This window comes from Streptococcus oralis, assembly GCF_019929345.1.
Taxonomy (GTDB): domain Bacteria; phylum Bacillota; class Bacilli; order Lactobacillales; family Streptococcaceae; genus Streptococcus.
The window spans coordinates 22,739-41,159 of record NZ_JAHZPJ010000005.1 but is presented as its reverse complement, the minus strand read 5'-3'; the positions used below and the strand labels follow the sequence as shown (position 1 = coordinate 41,159).

The following is an 18,421-nucleotide window of genomic DNA, read 5'->3' as shown; positions in this document are numbered from 1 at the left end:
GCATTTGAGGGAAAGGACTAGAAGTCGCTCCCTTTTGTGCTATAATAAAGTAAAGTAGCAAGGAGTGAAAGAGAATGGAAAAGAAGATTGTCCGAGATGCCTTATTTTTGTCGCAGGTCTCGAAACCTGCAAGTCAGGAAGACCTTTATCTGGCTAGAGATTTACAGGATAGCCTGCTGGCTAATCGCGAGACCTGTGTCGGTCTAGCGGCTAATATGATTGGGGTGCAGAAGCGTGTCATTATCTTTAATCTTGGTTTGGTTCCCATGGTCATGTTTAATCCCATTCTCCTTTCCTACAAAGGATCTTACGAGACTGAGGAAGGTTGTTTGTCCTTGACTGGGGTGCGACTAACAACTCGTTATGAAACGATTACGGTTTCCTATCGTGATAGCAAGTGGCAGGAACAGACCATTACGTTAACAGGTTTTCCAGCTCAGATCTGCCAACATGAACTGGATCATTTGGAAGGACGGATTATTTAGGAGGAATTCAGATGAAACGCATACTATTTGAACTTGTTTTTATCGCAACGACTTGGTATATATTTTTACCACCCTTCAATCTGACTAGTTGGGAATTCATCTTCTTTCTCTGTGGGCATCTGGTGGTGATGGGGATTTTGTTTAGTTTCCGCAAGGATACCAATCTCCTCAAAACTGTTCATGTACGTCATGGCAAGGCTGCCAAAGATCTCAATCTAGAAGGATTCCTTTTTACCAAACTTAGTAGAGGATTGTTTCTGGCTGCAGGACTTATCTTTGCCCTTGCTGGTCTGGTAAGTCTAGTGACCTCTAGCTTTTTCCAAGCAAAAAATTATGCTAATGTGGTGTCTATCACAGAAAAAGACTTTAAAGATTTTCCTAAGAGTGATACCAGTAAGGTTCCAATCCTAGATCGGAGCACTGCAGAAAAGATTGGGGACCGTTATCTAGGCTCTCTGACGGATAAGGTCTCCCAGTACGTAGCAGCAGATACTTATACCCAGCTGACAGTTGATGGCAAACCCTATCGGGTGACTCCTTTGGAGTATGCTGATCCCATCAAATGGTTCAACAATCAATCCAAGGGAATCGGCGAGTATATCAAGGTTAATATGGTGACAGGAAATGCGGAATTGGTGGATTTAAAAACGCCAATGAAGTATTCAGACTCTGAGTATTTTAACCGTGACGTTAAACGCCATCTTCGGTTCAAGTACCCAACCAAGATTTTTAAAACGCCATCCTTTGAGGTGGATGATGAAGGCAATCCCTTCTATGTAGCAACCGTTTATCAAAAGCAGTTTGGTCTAGGAGTCCCGCGTCCTTCATCTGTTATTATCTTAGACGCCACCAATGGAGAAACCAAGGAATACAGCTTGGATGAAGTCCCAGAATGGGTGGATCGTGTCTATCCAGCAGAAGAAACCATCGAACAAATCAACTACAACGGTAAGTATAAAGACGGTTTCTGGAATGCCTTGATTTCTAAGAAAAATGTTACTCAAACGACTGAGGGCTATAACTATCTTTCTATCGGAAATGACATCTATCTCTACACGGGGGTGACTTCAGCAAACGCTGACGAAAGTAATCTAGGATTTATCCTTGAAAATATGCGCACTGGTGAAATCACCAAGTACAATCTAGCTTCAGCAACCGAAGAATCAGCCCGTGCTTCCGCAGAAGGAGCAGTGCAAGAGAAGGCCTATAAGGCTACCTTCCCTATTCTTGTCAATCTCAATGACAAGCCTCTCTATATCATGGGCTTGAAGGACAATGCAGGCTTGGTCAAGGAGTATGCATTGGTCGATGCCGTGGAGTACCAAAACGTTATCGTAGCAACTACGGTAGATGAACTCCTTAGCAAATATGCCAATAAAAACGACCTCGAGCTGGATAATGAAACGGTAGAAAACATCAAGGGAGTGGTTTCAGATCTTAAATCAGCTGTCATCAAGGGGGATACCGTCTACTTCTTTAAAGTTGATGGCAAGATTTATAAGGTCAAGGCTTCAGTGTCAGACGACCTTCCTTACCTCGAAAATGGCCAAACCTTCGAAGGTCAAGTTGGAAAAGATAATTATCTCAAGACCTTTAAAGTACAATAATACTCTTCGAAAATCAAATTCAAACTACGTCAGCGTCGCCTTGCTGTACTCAAGTACAGCCTGCGGCTAGCTTCCTAGTTTGCTCTTTGATTTTCATTGAGTATAAAAATAGGTTTTTTCAGTTCAAGGAGAAAAAAGATAAATTCTTATCTATCTATCTATCTATCTATCTATCTATCTTAACAAGCTTAGCTGGCACAGCCCTTGTTCTCGTGGCTATCTGGTTAGGATGGCCAAAATAAACAGAGAAACCTCGGTATAAACCGAGGTTTTTCAGATGAAATTCTTGGTCGTGATTGAAAAATATGCTACACTAACAATATGAAAATTTTAATCCCAACAGCCAAAGAAATGAACACAAACCTCCCTCTTGTCGAAGCGCTCCCCTTGAGTGAAGAAAGTCAGGCAGTCCTTGACTCACTGGCGCACTACTCAGCTAGTGAATTAGAAAGTTTTTATAAGGTATCTGCCGAGAAAGCAGAAGAAGAGTACGCTCATATTCAAGCTCTAAAAGATCACAGGGCTAAGAACTATCCAGCCTTGAAACTCTTCGATGGTCTCATGTATCGCCACATCAAACGAGATGGGTTAACCGAGGCTGAACAAACCTATCTTGAAAATCATGTCCTGATTACCTCGGCTTTATACGGTGTTGTCCCAGCCTTGTCGCCTATGGCTCCACACCGTTTGGACTTTCTGATGAAGTTAAAAGTAGCTGGTAAGACTTTAAAGAGTCATTGGAAGTCAGCCTACGATGAGGCCCTACAAGATGAGAACTTGATATTCTCACTCCTATCATCAGAGTTTGAAACCGTATTTTCTAAGGAAATTAGAGAAAAGATGGTGACCTTCAAATTTATGGAGGACAAGGCAGGCCAGTTGAAAATCCACTCAACCATTTCAAAAAAAGCACGTGGTGCTTTTTTGACCGCCTTGATAGAGGGGCAAGTCCATACAGTCGAACAAGCTCGCAAGCTCAGTTTTGCAGGTTTTGACTACCGACCTGATTTATCAAGTGACTTAGAGCTCGTCTTTGTAAAACAAGTGCAAAGTAGCTTTAATTCAAAATAATAGGAGATGTCCCTAAGAAGTCAACCCCTTAGTTTGACCTTTTGAGGGCATATTCAGATAATCAGTTTGAAATTTCCAGACAAAATTTTTGAAAATGACATGAAAAAGAGTTAAGATGTTCCTGTAAATCAAAAAAGTAAACGTTTACTTTTATCAAGGAGAACATTTTATGTCATACAAAACAAGCAATGCCGAAGGCCCTGTGGATTTTATCAACACCTATGATCTGGAGCCAATGGCGCAACAAGTCATTCCTAAAGCTGCCTTTGGTTATATCGCTAGTGGAGCAGAGGATACTTTCACTTTACGCGAGAACATCCGTGCCTTTAACCACAAACTCATCGTTCCACATACGCTTTGCAATGTTGAAAATCCAAGTACAGAGATTGAATTTGCAGGTGAAAAATTATCTTCACCAATCATCATGGCGCCTGTTGCGGCTCATAAATTGGCAAATGAACAGGGGGAAGTAGCTACTGCGCGTGGTGTGCATGAATTTGGTTCTCTCTACACAACTAGTTCCTACTCTACGGTTGACCTTCCAGAAATTACAGAAGCTCTTCAAGGAACACCTCATTGGTTCCAATTTTACTTTAGTAAGGATGACGGGATTAACCGCCATATCATGGACCGTGTCAAGGCTGAAGGCTACAAAGCGATTGTCTTGACGGCGGATGCAACTGTAGGGGGCAATCGTGAGGTCGACAAGCGCAATGGTTTTGTCTTCCCCGTTGGCATGCCGATTGTTGAGGAATACCTGCCAGAAGGTGCTGGAAAATCAATGGACTTTGTTTACAAATCAGCCAAACAACGCTTGTCTCCACGTGATGTCGAATTTATCGCTGAATACTCAGGTCTTCCTGTGTATGTCAAGGGGCCACAATGCCGTGAAGATGTTGAACGTTCGCTTGCCGCAGGTGCTTCTGGTATCTGGGTAACCAACCACGGTGGTCGCCAAATCGACGGTGGGCCAGCTGCCTTTGACTCACTTCAAGAAGTAGCAGAAGCAGTTGATAAACGTGTGCCAATTGTCTTTGACTCTGGTGTTCGTCGCGGTCAACACGTCTTTAAAGCCTTGGCTTCAGGAGCAGACCTGGTAGCTATTGGCCGCCCTGTGATCTATGGTTTGGCCCTTGGTGGTAGTGTTGGTGTGCGTCAAGTCTTTGAGCACTTGAATGCAGAATTGAAGACAGTCATGCAGTTATCTGGAACTCAGACTATTGAGGATGTCAAACACTTCAAACTCCGTCATAACCCATACAACCCAACCTTCCCAGTCGATCCTCGTGATTTGAAATTGTATTGATAAAGTAGAAGGCCTCCACCTGATGTGGAGGTTTTTCTTCGTGTATAGAAAGATTAAATCGTTATCAGAAGCTATATAAATATATTTTTCAGTCAAATATCTTGCTAGGGCTTTTAAATTCTGTTATACTGATCCAGTAATTAAATAATAAAGACATTTGGGGTGCTTTAGGCTGAGATGATACCCATTGAACCTGATACAGTTAATACTGGCGAAGGGAAATGTGAAAAGGTTTTTTTCGTATGTCGAAAAGAACTGTCTAATCTTGTAAGGTAAACTCTAATTCTCGTTTGTAATTGGAGTTTTTTTGTTTATCAAAAGGGAATAGGCTTGACCGCAAGCCTTTCGGTAGCTCTCCTTGAATGCCCCACTTTTCTTTAAAAAAGGAGTTTTTTATGTTGAAAAAATGGCAGTTAAAAGATGTTATCTTACTTGCTTTCTTGTCTATCTTTTTTGGTGGCGTTTTTGTGGGTTCAGGCTATCTATTTGATATCCTCACCCTGATCTTGGCCCCTCTTGGTTTGCAGGCCTTTGCCAATGAAATCCTCTTTGGTCTCTGGTGTATGGCTGCGCCCATTGCAGCTATCTTTGTTCCAAGAATCGGAAGCGCAACGATTGGAGAAGTGCTTGCTGCACTTGCAGAAGTTCTTTATGGTAGCCAATTCGGCCTAGGCGCTCTTTTGTCCGGCTTGGTTCAAGGTTTGGGAAGTGAATTTGGTTTTCTCGTAACCAAGAATCGTTATGAAAGTTGCCTCTCTCTAACTGCTAATAGTATTGGGATTACCCTTTTTAGCTTTGTCTATGAATACATTAAGTTAGGTTACTACGCCTTCTCCCTTCCTTTTGTCCTTTCCTTGCTGGTGGTGCGTTTTATTTCCGTCTTTTTCTTCTGTACCATCTTGGTTCGTGCCATTGTCAAACTCTATTATCAGTTTGCATCTGGAGGCAAGGCATAGATGGGGCTGGAACTACGGGGGATTCAGTCACCAATCTTTTCGGAACCGATTGATTTTACTTTTCATGCGCAAGCTTTTACCTTGTTAGTTGGGAGCAGTGGTTCAGGAAAATCCAGCCTTTTTCAAATCATTGCCCAGGTCACTTCCTTACCTTATAGTGGTCAAGTACTGATAGATGGGAGCCAGGTCAGTCAGCTTTCTATCGTTGAACGTGTCCAGACGGTTGGTATTCTCTTTCAAAATCCCAATCACCAATTTACCATGGAGAACTTGTTTGAGGAGCTGATTTTTACCTTGGAAAATATTGGGCATCCCGTTCAGGAAATTGATTCTAAAATAGCAGAGGTAGTCCAGGAATGTCGCTGTATGGCAATCTTGCACCGTCCCATCCATCACTTATCAGGTGGGGAAAAGCAGAAAGCTGCTTTGGCTGTTCTCTTTGCCATGAATCCTAGAGTCTATCTCTTGGATGAGCCCTTCGCTTCCATTGATCGAAAGAGTAGGCTGGAGATATTGGAGATTCTAAAAGAGTTGGCTCTTGATGGGAAGACAGTCATCCTGTGTGACCATGATTTATCAGACTATGAAGTCTATATTGACCATATGGTGGAGCTAAGAGACGGCCAGTTAAGGGAGGTGTTTCAAATCCCTTGCTCTGAGATGACACAGGTTGCTTCAAAGGAAGTTGCTTCTAGTCCAGAACTATTCCATATGGATCGTGTGGCTTGTGAGCTGGATAATCGCTCCCTATTTTCGATTGCTGATTTTACTTTTTACCAAGGAATTTCCTGTATTTTGGGTGACAATGGTGTCGGGAAATCAACCCTCTTTCGCTCTATTCTTCAATTTCAAAAGTATAAAGGGAAAATTACACGGAATGGTTGGGTTCTCAAAAAGAAAAAGAGTCTGTACCTTGACCTAACGGGTGTTGTTCAGGAAGCTGAGAAGCAGTTTATCCGAGTCAGTCTGAGAGACGAACTGCAATTAGATAGCTCAGACTCTGAAAGAAATCAGCGAATTCTCCAAGCTCTACGATATTTTGATCTGGAGCAGGCACTCAATAAGAGTCCTTATCAATTAAGTGGTGGCCAGCAAAAGATTCTTCAGCTATTGACCATCTTGACTAGCAAGGCTTCTGTGATCTTGCTAGATGAGCCATTTGCTGGTTTGGATGATAGAGCTTGCCATTATTTTTACAAGTGGATTCTGGAGGACAGAGATCAAGGAAGAAGTTTTTTGATCATTAGCCATCGTTTAGATCCCTTGATTTCTGTGGTTGATTATTGGATTGAGATGACTAGTGAGGGTCTCCGTCATATTAAAGACGTGACCATCAGCAAACCACTCGGTTCTCTGAGTAGGAATATTACAGGGGAGGTGAGGTAGTATGATCAAAGTAGCAACCAAGACACCAGTTATCAGCCTCTTCTTTCTCATTTTATCCTTGGAAACATCTTTCATTCCTTTGATTGCTCTTAATCTTTCTGTAGTCGCATTTTGCATCCTCTTTATGCTCTATTATCGTCGATTTAAAATGTTGGCTTGGATGATTGTACTCGCCATTTTGCCATCTTTGGCTAATTACTGGGCAATTCAGTTACATGGGGATGCTTCGCAGGCAGTGATACTTGGGACGAGGGCTTTTGTGACGGTTTGTATCGGCCTTGTCTTTGTTTCCAGTATTTCCTTAAAAGAGCTTCTCTTGTACTTGGCTCAAAAGGGGTTATCACGGTCTTGGGCCTATGCCTTAATTGTGGTATTCAATGCCTATCCCCTCATTCAACAAGAAATCAAGTCCCTCAAGGAAGCTTGCTTATTGCGTGGTCAAAAATTGCATGTTTGGTCGCCCTTGATTTACAGCAAGGTTCTGATGACGGTCTTTAGATGGCGCCATCTCTACTTGAGAGCTCTGTCTGCACATGGATATGACGAACATGCACAGTTGGAGAATAGTTATCGGACTTTTTATATTTCTCAGAGGACAAAATTGATCTACCTACTTTTCTTTTTATTGCTTCAAACCAGTTTGTTTCTATAAAGGAGTTATTATGGAATTTACAGATATTGCGATGGAATTATCCAAGGAAGCTTGGCAGGCTTCCTTTCATCACCCATTTGTTTTACAGTTACAAGAGGGAACGTTAGAACCTTCTATTTTCCGCTATTACCTGATTCAGGATGCCTACTATCTGAAGTCTTTTTCAGAAGCCTATCACCTCTTGGCTGATAAGACTTCAAACGAGGAGATGAAAAGACTCTTGAAACAAAATGCTCAGAGTCTAGTGGAGGGTGAGTTGTTTATCCGCCAACAATTTTTCAAGGAATTAGGAATCAGCGACCAGGAAATGGAGCAACATCCAATCGCTCCAACTTGTTATCATTATATTTCTCATATTTATCGGCAATTTGCAGAGTCAAACTTGGGCATTGCTTTTGCGAGCTTGCTGCCTTGTCCTTGGCTATATCATGATATAGGCAAATCGCTTAATCTTAAACCATCCCCAAATCCTCTCTACCAACAATGGATTGAAACTTATATTACGGATGAGTTAGAGCAGCAGATTAAAGAGGAAGAAGCCCTGGTCAATCAGCTCTATCGAGAAAGCGACGAGACGGACAAACAAAAAATGCTAGAGGCCTTCCACCGAAGTGTCCACATGGAAGCTAAGTTTTGGGAGATGGCTTACCAACATCAAACCTGGATGAGTGATTTGCAGTCCTTAGAAAAAGAGAAGAAATAGAAAATGAGAAACCACCAACTACAAGTTCACAAATTAACTATTTTATCCATGATGATTGCCCTTGATGTAGTCCTTACGCCTATCTTTCGGATTGAGGGAATGGCACCGATGTCCAGTGTAGTCAATATTCTAGCAGGAATCATGATGGGACCTGTTTATGCCTTGGTAATGGCTACAGTGACAGCCTTTATCCGTATGTCTACTCAAGGCATTCCCCCTTTAGCCCTAACAGGAGCTACCTTTGGAGCCCTCCTTGCAGGTCTCTTTTATAAGTATGGTCGAAAATTTTACTTTTCTGCCCTAGGAGAAATCTTGGGAACAGGGGTTATCGGTTCCATTGTTTCCTATCCTGTTATGGTTCTCTTTACAGGATCTGCGGCGAAGCTCAGTTGGTTTATTTATACTCCGCGATTTTTCGGAGCGACCTTGATTGGTACAGCCATAGCTTTCCTCGCCTTTCGATTTTTAATCAAGCAGGAATTCTTTAAAAAAGTGCAGGGATATTTCTTTGGAGAAAGGATAGAATGATGCAGAAATTGACAAATCCTTTCCCTCTAGCAACCAGTTCCTTAATTCACTGCATCACCAATGAGATTTCCTGCGAGATGCTAGCCAATGGTATTTTGGCTCTGGGATGCAAACCAGTCATGGCAGATGACCCTCGTGAGGTTCTTGATTTTACTAAGCAAAGCCAGGCTCTCTTCATCAATTTGGGGCATTTGTCAGCAGAGAAGGAGAAAGCAATCCGTATGGCAGCTACTTATGCAAACCAAGCTTCTCTCCCAATGGTAGTAGATGCGGTTGGTGTATCAGCGTCACCCATTCGTAAGGGACTAGTCAGAGATCTTTTAGAATACAAGCCCACAGTCCTTAAAGGAAATATGTCGGAAATCCGAAGTCTTGTTGGTTTAAAACACCACGGAGTCGGGGTCGATGCGAGTGCTAAAGATCAAGAAACTGAAGATTTGCTTCAAGTCTTGAAAGACTGGTGTCAGACCTATCCTGGTATGTCGTTCCTAGTCACTGGACCCAAGGATCTCATCGTTTCGAAGAACCAGGTTGCTGTATTGGGAAATGGCTGTGCAGAATTAGATTGGATAACAGGGACAGGAGATCTGGTTGGAGCCTTGACAGCCGTTTTTCTAAGCCAAGGAAAGACAACCTTTGAAGCTTCTTGTCTAGCGGTTTCTTATCTTAATATTTCTGCTGAGAGAATTCTTGTTCAAGGAATGGGATTGGAAGATTTCCGCTTTCAAACTCTCAATCAGCTCTCTCTCCTAAAAAGAGACGAAAATTGGCTAGATGAAATCAAAGGAGATATTTATGAATAGAGAAGCACTCAGACTATATCTGGTAACCAATCGCTACCAAGATTCCTTGGAAAGCTTTCTTGAAAAAGTGGAGACGGCCTGCCGTTCAGGCGTTACCATCATCCAACTACGAGAAAAAAAACTCACAACCAATCAATACTATCAACTGGCAAAACAAGTCAAGGAAATAACAGATGCCTATCAGGTACCCTTGATTATCGATGATTGTTTAGATGTTTGTCTTGCAGTAGATGCTGCAGGTTTGCATATTGGCGACGATGAACTACCAGTTTCGGTTGCCCGCCAAGTCTTGGGTCCTGACAAAATCCTCGGTGTCACTGCTAAAACGGTTAAAAGAGCCCTCGAAGCAGAAGAAGGAGGTGCGGATTACTTGGGAACAGGAGCCATTTTCCCGACTATGACCAAAGAAAATGCACCTATCACCCTGATTTCAACCTTGAAAACCATTTGCCAAACGGTAGCCATTCCAGTAGTTGCTATTGGAGGCTTGACGTCAGAGAACATTGACCAACTTGCTGCAACTGGTATAGCTGGGGTCGCTGTCGTCAGGGATCTGATGCAGGCAGAAGATATTGAGGCAAAAGCGCACGCCTTTTTAACAAAGCTGGATGACATTATTTCCTCATCAACAACTCTCTAATTCCCTTAAAGTGGGAACTAGAGAGTTTTTTTCTTAATCTTTAAAAGTTGTATGGTTGACTGGACCAGAACCATGACCGAGTTGAGGGGCGTCTTGGATGGCTTTTGTAATAAAGGCCTTGGCCTTATCGACTGCCTGATAAAGGGTCTTCCCCTTGGCTAGTTCAGCCGTGATCACTGCTGCAAAGGTACATCCAGTACCATGGGTATGACAGGTTTGAATTCGTGGACTTTCCCAGACAAATTGCTCCTCCTTGGTAAAGAGGAAATCCTTGGCACCGCCTTCGAGATGACCACCTTTGATTACCACAGACTGAGGACCAAATTCTTTTAAAATCAGGCGACCAGCACGTTGCATGTCTTCTGGATTATGAATTGAGAAACCAACAATTTCTTCTGCCTCAGGAAGATTGGGTGTAATAATAGTCGCAAGTGGAAGCAGGTTTGTTTTTAGGTAGGTTCTCGCACTAGTATCTATCAGGGTATCACCGCTTGTTGCGACCATAACAGGGTCAAGCACGTAGGGGCAGTCCAGCTTTTTAAGATAGGGTTGGATAATCTCCATGATTTCAGTAGTTGCCAGCATACCAGTTTTTACAGCCTGAGGCTTGATATCCGAAAAGACACTTTCTAATTGAGCTTTCAGCATTTGGTTGGAGACGTGCTCGATTAATTGAACGCCTCTGGTATTTTGAGCGACAAGACTGGTCACAACTGCCATTCCATAGACATCTCTAGCTTGGAACGACTTCAAATCAGCCATAATGCCAGCACCGCCACTAGGGTCTGTCCCAGCAATGGTCAGAGCAACGGGTAAATAAGTCATCTAAAACCTCCCAACCAACTGAAGTTTGTATTTTTAAGAACAAGCAAGTCTGTTTTAGGAAGGAAATAGAAGACTGGTAGTCGACATTATCATTTCCACTTCCATCAGCTAGCATTACCTAGATTGAGTCAAAGGGTATAACAGTCATTAATCTCAGCTTTACGCACCCCTAGTGGTTGTTTTCTTTTTTCTACAGTATAGCATATTTTTATAGTTTATATAGTAAAATTTGACTGTAAATCTCTCCTTATATGATTAAAATTCTATTTTTCGAAGAAATAAGGAGATTTATAATTGACAAATGTAGATTTTGAGAGTATACTTAGAGCTATGATTGACAAATGTAGATTTTGGAGGGGTGTTGATGCAGATTTCAGATGCAGAATGGCAGGTTATGAAGATTGTTTGGATGCAGGGCGAGCAGACCAGTACGGATTTGATCAAGGTTCTTGCGGAGCGGTTTGACTGGTCCAAGTCCACAGTTCAGACCCTTTTGGCTCGTTTGGTTGAGAAAGAGTGCCTGACTAGGAAAAAAGAGGGCAAGTCCTTTATCTATTCAGCCCTTTTGACTCTGGATCAAAGTCGAGACTTGCTTGTCCAAGATATCAAAGACAAGGTTTGTTCTCGTAGGATTAAGAACTTGTTGGCTGACTTGATTGTCGAATGTGATTTCACTCAGGCTGACTTGGAAGACTTGGAAGCTGTGATTTCTGAGAAAAAAGCTAGCGCTGTAACAGAAGTAAAATGTAATTGTATGTAAAGGAGCCGTCATGTTAAATAGTATTGTAACCCTTATTTGTATTTCCCTTATCGCGTTTATCTTGTTTTGGTTTTTCAAAAAGCCTGAAAAATCTGGACAGAAGGCCCAGCAAAAAAATGGCTACCAAGAGATCCGAGTGGAAGTCATGGGAGGCTATACGCCTGAGTTGATTATCTTCAAGAAATCGGTTCCAGCCCGCATTATCTTTGACCGTAAGGATCCTTCACCCTGTCTGGATCAGATTGTCTTTCCAGATTTTGGTGTACATGCGGACCTGCCAATGGGTGAAGAGTATGTAGTGGAAATCACGCCTGTGCAGGCTGGAGAGTATGGTTTCTCTTGTGGCATGAATATGATGCACGGCAAGATGATTGTAGAATAGGAGAATGATATGACTGAAATTGTGAAAGCAAGCCTAGAAAATGGCATTCAAAAAATCCGTATCCGAGCTGAAACAGGCTATCATCCGGCCCATATCCAACTTCAAAAAGGGATTCCAGCTGAGATCACCTTTCATCGTGCCACACCTTCAAACTGTTACAAGGAAATTCTTTTTGAAGAAGAAGGTATCTTGGAACCAATCGGCGTGGATGAAGAGAAGACAATTCGTTTTACACCTCAAGAATTAGGTCAACATGAATTTTCTTGTGGTATGAAGATGCAAAAGGGGAGTTATACCGTAGTTGAGAAGACTCGAAAATCTCTATCACTTTTACAGCGCTTTTGGATTACTAGTATCTTTACTGTGCCTCTTGTGATTCTCATGATTGGTATGTCGACAGGAGGAATTAGTCACCAAGTCATGCGTTGGGGAACCTTTTTAGCCACAACACCGATTATGCTAGTAGCAGGTGGTCCTTATATCCAAAGTGCTTGGGCTAGTTTTAAAAAGCACAATGCCAACATGGATACCTTGGTTGCTCTGGGAACCCTAGTGGCCTATTTCTATAGCTTAGTTGCCCTCTTCGCTGGTCTCCCCGTTTACTTTGAAAGTGCTGCATTTATCTTCTTCTTCGTTCTTATGGGAGCCGTTTTTGAGGAGAAAATGCGGAAAAATACTTCCCAAGCTGTGGAGAAATTACTTGACTTGCAGGCTAAAATTGCAGAAGTCTTGCGTGAGGATAACTATGTTCAAGTCCCCTTGGAGCAAGTCAAGGTAGGTGACCTGATTCGAGTGCGTCCCGGTGAAAAGATTGCGGTTGATGGTGTTGTTGTCGAAGGCGTCTCCAGTATTGACGAATCCATGGTGACAGGTGAGAGCCTGCCAGTAGACAAAACGGTTGGAGATACGGTCATTGGTTCCACCATCAATAATAGCGGGACTCTTATTTTTAAAGCAGAAAAAGTTGGTTCAGAGACTGTTTTGGCTCAGATTGTGGATTTTGTGAAGAAAGCTCAGACCAGTCGTGCGCCGATTCAGGACTTGACAGATAAAATTTCAGGGATTTTTGTCCCAGCAGTTGTCATTTTAGCGATTTTGACTTTTTGGATTTGGTTTGTCTTGCTTGGAGCTAGCTTTGTGACCTCTCTCCTTTATGGGGTGGCAGTTTTAATTATCGCTTGCCCTTGTGCCCTAGGTCTTGCAACACCAACAGCTCTCATGGTAGGGACAGGACGTAGTGCCAAGATGGGAGTTCTCCTCAAAAATGGAACCGTCTTACAGGAAATCCAGAAAGTCCAAACTCTCGTCTTTGATAAAACAGGAACTTTGACGGAAGGAAAACCAGTGGTCACCGATATCATTGGCGACGAGACAGAAGTACTTGGCTTAGCTGCCTCTTTGGAAGAATCTTCTCAACACCCACTGGCTGAGGCTATTGTTAAGCGAGCGACTGAAGCAGGACTTGAGCTTCATACTGTAGAAAATTTTCAAGCCTTGCACGGAAAAGGTGTTTCAGGGCAAATCAATGGGAAACAAGTCTTGCTCGGAAATGCTAAAATGCTAGATGGCATGGATATTTCGACCGCTTATCAGGAAAAACTTGAAAAACTGGAAAAAGAAGCTAAAACAGTTGTGTTCTTGGCTGTTGACAATGAAATTAAAGGCTTGCTTGCCTTGCAAGATATTCCCAAAGAAAATGCCAAGCTTGCCATCAGTCAGCTGAAAAAACGTGGTCTCCGAACAGTTATGCTGACAGGAGATAATGCTGGCGTCGCGCGTGCCATTGCAGATCAGATCGGAATCGAAGAGGTTATTGCTGGTGTCTTGCCAGAAGAAAAAGCCCATGAAATCCATCAACTACAACAGACTGGTAAAGTAGCCTTTATCGGAGATGGTATTAATGATGCGCCAGCCCTCAGTGTGGCAGATGTCGGGATTGCCATGGGCGCAGGAACTGATATTGCTATTGAGTCGGCAGGGATTGTTCTTACTCACAATGATTTGACAGGAGTGGTTCGAGCCTTTGATATGAGTAAGAGAACCTTCAATCGTATTCTTCTCAACCTCTTCTGGGCCTTTATCTATAATGTTATCGGAATTCCGGTTGCAGCAGGGGTCTTTTCAGGAATTGGATTGGCCCTCAATCCAGAACTGGCTGGTCTAGCCATGGCCTTTAGTTCTGTATCTGTTTTAACCAGTTCACTCATGCTAAACTTTAGCAAAATAGACTAAAAGCGAGCTTGCTCGCTTTTTTATTATAAAACAGTTCTGCGAAGCATTTTCAACCTGTGCTGTAATAGAGAATGCAAACTTCTGAGCACATTCTTAGGATACTCAAAGTAAATGTGGTAAATTAGGATTGTAAATTTACTGAATCGCTTTCAAACAACATATAAAAGCGCTTTTTGTAAATGTATGAAATTATTTTGAAGGAGAGTTATCATTATGACTCAAGGGAAAATTACTGCATCTGCAGCAATGCTCAACGTATTGAAGACATGGGGCGTAGACACCATCTACGGTATCCCATCAGGAACACTCAGCTCATTGATGGATGCTTTGGCTGAAGACAAAGATATCCGCTTCTTGCAAGTTCGCCACGAAGAAACAGGTGCTCTTGCAGCGGTTATGCAAGCTAAATTCGGCGGCTCAATCGGGGTTGCAGTTGGTTCAGGTGGTCCAGGTGCGACTCACTTGATTAACGGTGTTTACGATGCAGCTATGGATAACACTCCATTCCTTGCTATCCTTGGATCACGTCCTGTTAACGAACTCAACATGGATGCCTTCCAAGAATTGAACCAAAACCCAATGTACAACGGTATCGCTGTCTACAACAAACGTGTAGCATACGCTGAGCAATTACCAAAAGTAATTGACGAAGCTTGCCGTGCTGCAGTTTCTAAAAAAGGTCCAGCTGTTGTTGAAATTCCAGTAAACTTCGGTTTCCAAGAAATCGATGAAAACTCATACTACGGTTCAGGTTCGTACGAACGTTCATTCATCGCTCCTGCCTTGAACGAAGTTGAAGTCGACAAAGCTGTTGAAATCTTGAACAATGCTGAACGCCCAGTTATCTATGCTGGTTACGGTGGTGTTAAAGCAGGTGAAGTGATTACTGAATTGTCACGTAAAATCAAAGCACCAATCATCACAACTGGTAAAAACTTTGAAGCTTTTGAATGGAACTACGAAGGTTTGACAGGTTCTGCTTACCGTGTTGGTTGGAAACCAGCCAACGAAGTGGTCTTTGAAGCAGACACAGTTCTTTTCCTTGGTTCAAACTTCCCATTTGCTGAAGTTTACGAAGCCTTCAAGAACACTGAAAAATTCATCCAAGTCGATATCGACCCTTACAAACTTGGTAAACGTCATGCCCTTGACGCTTCTATCCTTGGTGATGCAGGTCAAGCAGCGAAAGCTATCCTTGATAAAGTAAACCCAGTTGAGTCTACTCCATGGTGGCGTGCAAACGTGAAGAACAACCAAAACTGGCGTAATTACATGAACAAACTCGAAGGTAAAACTGAGGGTGAGTTGCAATTGTACCAAGTTTACAATGCAATCAACAAACATGCTGACCAAGACGCTATCTACTCAATCGACGTAGGTGACACTACTCAAACATCTACTCGTCACCTTCACATGACACCTAAGAACATGTGGCGTACATCTCCACTCTTTGCGACAATGGGTATTGCCCTTCCTGGTGGTATCGCTGCTAAGAAAGACAATCCAGATCGCCAAGTATGGAACATCATGGGTGACGGTGCATTCAACATGTGCTACCCAGACGTTATCACAAACGTTCAATACGACCTTCCAGTTATCAACGTTGTCTTCTCAAATGGTAAATATGCCTTCATCAAGGACAAATACGAAGACACAAACAAACACTTGTTTGGTTGTGACTTCCCTAATGCTGACTATGCGAAAATCGCTGAAGCGCAAGGTGCTGTAGGATTTACAGTTGACCGTATCGAAGATATCGATGCAGTTGTTGCAGAAGCTGTTAAATTGAACAAAGAAGGTAAAACTGTTGTTATCGATGCTCGCATCTCTCAACATCGTCCACTTCCAGTAGAAGTACTTGAATTGGATCCAAAACTTCACTCAGAAGAAGCAATCAAAGCCTTCAAGGAAAAATACGAAGCAGAAGAACTCGTACCATTCCGCCTCTTCTTGGAAGAAGAAGGATTGCAATCACGCGCAATCAAATAATTCCTTCGTGGAACTTAAAAAGATCGGAGTAATCCGGTCTTTTTATGGAGGATAGTAAATGAATTTAAATCAATTAGATCTTATCGTTTCAGATGTTCCTCAAGTCTGTGCTGACTTGGAGCGTATTTTGGATAAAAAAGCCGATTATGTTGATGACAGTTTTGCTCAGTTCACGATTGGCAGTCATTGTCTCATGTTGTCAGAGAAACATTTGATTTCTTTGGAAAACTTTCAGTCAGGAATCATTCTTCATATCAAGGTTGAGGATGTAGATCAGAACTACCAACGGTTGAAAGAGATTGGTGTCGAGATTTTACACGGTCCTTGTGAAACAGATTGGGGAACAGAGTCCTTATTAGTTAAAGGCCCTGCTGGTTTAGTGATTGATTTTTATCGTATGAAATAGGGCGCGTAGTCATTTGAAGCTAACCATAATTATTCTTAATACAGAACGTGAGAATATGAACTATTGAAAGATCGGAGCAATCCGGTCTTTTTCTTATCACAAGATTGTGATAGTTTACATCTTCATAACAAAAGCTACAAAGTCTTGATTGTTTCGAAAAAAGATTATAAAATATGATTCATAAAAATGAAAGAGGTAATAAAAATGTCTGAAAAACAGATGAAAATTTTGGGTTGGGTAGCGACCTTCATGTCCGTTATGATGTATGTCTCTTACTTCCCACAAATCATGAACAACTTGGCTGGTCAAAAAGGAAACTTCATCCAACCCTTGGTCGCAGCCATCAACTGTAGTCTTTGGGTTTACTACGGTCTTTTCAAGAAAGAAAGAGATATTCCACTTGCAGCTGCTAATGCGCCAGGTATCGTTTTTGGACTGGTGACGGCTATCACGGCTTTGGTTTAAAAGAAGACTGATTTCAGTCTTTTTTCGTTTATGAAAATAGATGCTCAAGTAAAGAAAGTCTAATGAGAGTTGAGGAAAACAGCCCATTGACAGCTAGCTTTCTGAGTGCTGCTCTATGGTTTCCTCCATCAAGCAAAAGGGTATTTCGTTACTATTTTTATAAAATCTTCTCCCTACTTTATAAGATGTGAAAAAGAGTTCAATTAGATCAGGCTTTTTGCTATAATTAAGTGAGAAAAACAGACAGGAGAAGAAGATGTCAGAACCATTATTTTTACAATCAGTTATGCAAGAAAAAATCTGGGGTGGAACCAAGCTACGTGATGAGTTTGGCTACGACATCCCAAGTGAAAAAATCGGAGAATACTGGGCCATCTCAGCCCATCCAAATGGAGTTTCAAAAGTTGCCAATGGTCGTTTTGAAGGAACAGACCTAGCCACATTGTATGCAGAACACCGTGAATTGTTTGGCAATCGTCCAGAACCTGTATTTCCACTCTTGACCAAAATTCTCGATGCCAACGATTGGCTCAGTGTCCAAGTTCATCCAGACGATGCCTATGGTCTAGAACATGAAGGCGAACTCGGAAAAACAGAGTGCTGGTACATCATCGCTGCGGATGAAGGTTCAGAGATTATCTATGGTCACAATGCCAAATCAAAAGAAGAACTCTGTCAGCAAATCGAGGACAAAAACTGGGATGCCTTGCTGACAAAAGTGCCAGTTAAGGCAGGAGATTTCTTCTATGTACCAAGTGGTACCATGCACGCTATCGGAGCAGGTATCTTGATCCTTGAAACGCAACAGTCTAGCGATACCACCTACCGTGTCTATGACTTTGACCGTAAGGACGACAAGGGCAATTTGCGTGAACTTCACCTTGAAAAATCCATCGATGTCTTGAATATTGGCGAGCCTGCTAATAGCCGTCCTGTAACTATCAAAGCTGATGATTTACGTTCCACTCTACTTGTTTCTAATGATTTCTTTGCAGTTTATAAGTGGGAAATCACTGGAAAAGTTGACTTTGAAAAGACAGCTGACTACAGCTTGTTTAGTGTCTTGACTGGTCAAGGTCAGCTTACTGTTGACGGGGGAAATTATCCAATCCAAAAAGGTAGCCACTTTATCCTACCAAGTGATGTTGAAGCTTGGACCTTGGAAGGGCAAGGCTTGGAATTGATTGTTAGCCATCCATAAAAAGAAAGGGCCTGGGTTCATTAC

General features: G+C 42.3%; 19 protein-coding genes, 1 pseudogene and 2 riboswitches. Of the genes and pseudogenes, 19 read left to right on the top strand and 1 reads right to left on the bottom strand.

The features are described 5' to 3' along the window. Positions 1–74: 74 nt before the first annotated feature. From K1I97_RS04870 to thiE, 12 genes and pseudogenes are all read left to right on the top strand, one after another. Positions 75–485: a peptide deformylase gene (locus K1I97_RS04870; RefSeq protein WP_223331650.1), complete on the top strand. Its 411-nt coding sequence runs from the start codon at positions 75–77 to the stop codon at positions 483–485. Between the two features lie 11 nt (positions 486–496). Beyond that, positions 497–2,092, top strand: coding sequence for a hypothetical protein (locus K1I97_RS04865; protein WP_223331649.1), 1,596 nt, complete (start codon positions 497–499; stop codon positions 2,090–2,092). Between the two features lie 96 nt (positions 2,093–2,188). After that, positions 2,189–2,334, top strand: a pseudogene (locus K1I97_RS10290) (DUF3953 domain-containing protein). Between the two features lie 79 nt (positions 2,335–2,413). Then, positions 2,414–3,163, top strand: a complete 750-nt coding sequence (gene yaaA / locus K1I97_RS04860; RefSeq protein ID WP_223331648.1) for a peroxide stress protein YaaA — start codon at positions 2,414–2,416, stop codon at positions 3,161–3,163. A 169-nt stretch (positions 3,164–3,332) separates the two neighbouring features. After that, positions 3,333–4,469: an L-lactate oxidase gene (lctO, locus tag K1I97_RS04855; RefSeq protein ID WP_038804426.1), complete on the top strand. Its 1,137-nt coding sequence runs from the start codon at positions 3,333–3,335 to the stop codon at positions 4,467–4,469. A 148-nt stretch (positions 4,470–4,617) separates the two neighbouring features. Continuing rightward, positions 4,618–4,706, top strand: a riboswitch (TPP riboswitch). A 158-nt stretch (positions 4,707–4,864) separates the two neighbouring features. Continuing rightward, positions 4,865–5,425, top strand: a complete 561-nt coding sequence (locus K1I97_RS04850) for an ECF transporter S component (RefSeq protein WP_223331647.1) — start codon at positions 4,865–4,867, stop codon at positions 5,423–5,425. Next, a complete protein-coding gene (locus K1I97_RS04845; protein ID WP_223331646.1) occupies positions 5,426–6,811 on the top strand; it encodes an ATP-binding cassette domain-containing protein in 1,386 nt (461 codons plus the stop codon). It begins immediately after the preceding gene. A 1-nt stretch (position 6,812) separates the two neighbouring features. Continuing rightward, positions 6,813–7,463, top strand: a complete 651-nt coding sequence (locus tag K1I97_RS04840; RefSeq protein ID WP_223331645.1) for an energy-coupling factor transporter transmembrane protein EcfT — start codon at positions 6,813–6,815, stop codon at positions 7,461–7,463. A 10-nt stretch (positions 7,464–7,473) separates the two neighbouring features. After that, entirely contained in the window at positions 7,474–8,166 is a 693-nt protein-coding gene (gene tenA, locus K1I97_RS04835; RefSeq protein ID WP_223331644.1) for a thiaminase II, read from the top strand. A gap of 3 nt (positions 8,167–8,169) precedes the next feature. After that, positions 8,170–8,694 (top strand): energy coupling factor transporter S component ThiW, encoded by a 525-nt coding sequence (gene thiW / locus K1I97_RS04830; RefSeq protein WP_129326447.1) that lies wholly within the window; start codon positions 8,170–8,172, stop codon positions 8,692–8,694. Beyond that, positions 8,694–9,497 (top strand): hydroxyethylthiazole kinase, encoded by an 804-nt coding sequence (locus tag K1I97_RS04825; RefSeq protein ID WP_223331702.1) that lies wholly within the window; start codon positions 8,694–8,696, stop codon positions 9,495–9,497. The genes thiW and K1I97_RS04825 overlap by 1 nt, the downstream gene beginning before the upstream one ends. Next, positions 9,490–10,137 carry a thiamine phosphate synthase gene (thiE, locus tag K1I97_RS04820; RefSeq protein WP_223331643.1) on the top strand — a complete coding sequence of 216 codons (648 nt, stop codon included), beginning with the start codon at positions 9,490–9,492 and terminating at the stop codon, positions 10,135–10,137. The genes K1I97_RS04825 and thiE overlap by 8 nt, the downstream gene beginning before the upstream one ends. A gap of 33 nt (positions 10,138–10,170) precedes the next feature. Here thiE and thiD read toward each other — a convergent pair whose 3' ends face one another. Continuing rightward, positions 10,171–10,962 (bottom strand): bifunctional hydroxymethylpyrimidine kinase/phosphomethylpyrimidine kinase, encoded by a 792-nt coding sequence (gene thiD, locus K1I97_RS04815; protein WP_223331642.1) that lies wholly within the window; start codon positions 10,960–10,962, stop codon positions 10,171–10,173. 83 nt (positions 10,963–11,045) lie between these two features. Next, a riboswitch (TPP riboswitch) is annotated at positions 11,046–11,143 on the bottom strand. A gap of 183 nt (positions 11,144–11,326) precedes the next feature. Here thiD and K1I97_RS04810 point away from each other — a divergent pair. The 7 genes from K1I97_RS04810 to manA all read left to right on the top strand — a co-directional run bounded on the left by K1I97_RS04810 (position 11,327) and on the right by manA (position 18,397). Continuing rightward, positions 11,327–11,722, top strand: coding sequence for a CopY/TcrY family copper transport repressor (locus K1I97_RS04810; protein WP_223331641.1), 396 nt, complete (start codon positions 11,327–11,329; stop codon positions 11,720–11,722). A gap of 10 nt (positions 11,723–11,732) precedes the next feature. Beyond that, a complete protein-coding gene (locus K1I97_RS04805) occupies positions 11,733–12,104 on the top strand; it encodes a cupredoxin domain-containing protein (RefSeq protein ID WP_223331640.1) in 372 nt (123 codons plus the stop codon). Positions 12,105–12,113: 9 nt separating this feature from the next. Then, on the top strand, positions 12,114–14,336 hold the full coding sequence (locus K1I97_RS04800) for a heavy metal translocating P-type ATPase (RefSeq protein WP_223331639.1): 2,223 nt from the start codon (positions 12,114–12,116) through the stop codon (positions 14,334–14,336). Positions 14,337–14,549: 213 nt separating this feature from the next. Then, positions 14,550–16,325 carry a pyruvate oxidase gene (gene spxB, locus K1I97_RS04795; RefSeq protein WP_223331638.1) on the top strand — a complete coding sequence of 592 codons (1,776 nt, stop codon included), beginning with the start codon at positions 14,550–14,552 and terminating at the stop codon, positions 16,323–16,325. Between the two features lie 58 nt (positions 16,326–16,383). After that, positions 16,384–16,731 (top strand): VOC family protein, encoded by a 348-nt coding sequence (locus K1I97_RS04790; protein ID WP_223331637.1) that lies wholly within the window; start codon positions 16,384–16,386, stop codon positions 16,729–16,731. Between the two features lie 204 nt (positions 16,732–16,935). After that, positions 16,936–17,196 (top strand): SemiSWEET family transporter, encoded by a 261-nt coding sequence (locus K1I97_RS04785; protein ID WP_001291474.1) that lies wholly within the window; start codon positions 16,936–16,938, stop codon positions 17,194–17,196. 256 nt (positions 17,197–17,452) lie between these two features. Then, the gene (manA, locus tag K1I97_RS04780; RefSeq protein ID WP_223331636.1) at positions 17,453–18,397 is read left to right on the top strand and encodes a mannose-6-phosphate isomerase, class I; all 945 of its coding nucleotides are present in this window, start codon (positions 17,453–17,455) and stop codon (positions 18,395–18,397) included. Positions 18,398–18,421: the final 24 nt, after the last annotated feature.

Coding starts and splice junctions, on each gene's coding strand:
- manA (WP_223331636.1), top strand. CDS start 17,453: ATGTCAGAACCATTATTTTTACAATCAGTTATGCAAGAAAAAATCTGG.
- yaaA (WP_223331648.1), top strand. CDS start 2,414: ATGAAAATTTTAATCCCAACAGCCAAAGAAATGAACACAAACCTCCCT.
- K1I97_RS04840 (WP_223331645.1), top strand. CDS start 6,813: ATGATCAAAGTAGCAACCAAGACACCAGTTATCAGCCTCTTCTTTCTC.
- K1I97_RS04870 (WP_223331650.1), top strand. CDS start 75: ATGGAAAAGAAGATTGTCCGAGATGCCTTATTTTTGTCGCAGGTCTCG.
- thiW (WP_129326447.1), top strand. CDS start 8,170: ATGAGAAACCACCAACTACAAGTTCACAAATTAACTATTTTATCCATG.
- K1I97_RS04790 (WP_223331637.1), top strand. CDS start 16,384: ATGAATTTAAATCAATTAGATCTTATCGTTTCAGATGTTCCTCAAGTC.
- K1I97_RS04800 (WP_223331639.1), top strand. CDS start 12,114: ATGACTGAAATTGTGAAAGCAAGCCTAGAAAATGGCATTCAAAAAATC.
- K1I97_RS04810 (WP_223331641.1), top strand. CDS start 11,327: ATGCAGATTTCAGATGCAGAATGGCAGGTTATGAAGATTGTTTGGATG.
- K1I97_RS04865 (WP_223331649.1), top strand. CDS start 497: ATGAAACGCATACTATTTGAACTTGTTTTTATCGCAACGACTTGGTAT.
- tenA (WP_223331644.1), top strand. CDS start 7,474: ATGGAATTTACAGATATTGCGATGGAATTATCCAAGGAAGCTTGGCAG.
- thiD (WP_223331642.1), bottom strand. CDS start 10,962: ATGACTTATTTACCCGTTGCTCTGACCATTGCTGGGACAGACCCTAGT.
- lctO (WP_038804426.1), top strand. CDS start 3,333: ATGTCATACAAAACAAGCAATGCCGAAGGCCCTGTGGATTTTATCAAC.
- thiE (WP_223331643.1), top strand. CDS start 9,490: ATGAATAGAGAAGCACTCAGACTATATCTGGTAACCAATCGCTACCAA.
- K1I97_RS04785 (WP_001291474.1), top strand. CDS start 16,936: ATGTCTGAAAAACAGATGAAAATTTTGGGTTGGGTAGCGACCTTCATG.
- K1I97_RS04845 (WP_223331646.1), top strand. CDS start 5,426: ATGGGGCTGGAACTACGGGGGATTCAGTCACCAATCTTTTCGGAACCG.
- K1I97_RS04825 (WP_223331702.1), top strand. CDS start 8,694: ATGCAGAAATTGACAAATCCTTTCCCTCTAGCAACCAGTTCCTTAATT.
- K1I97_RS04850 (WP_223331647.1), top strand. CDS start 4,865: ATGTTGAAAAAATGGCAGTTAAAAGATGTTATCTTACTTGCTTTCTTG.
- spxB (WP_223331638.1), top strand. CDS start 14,550: ATGACTCAAGGGAAAATTACTGCATCTGCAGCAATGCTCAACGTATTG.
- K1I97_RS04805 (WP_223331640.1), top strand. CDS start 11,733: ATGTTAAATAGTATTGTAACCCTTATTTGTATTTCCCTTATCGCGTTT.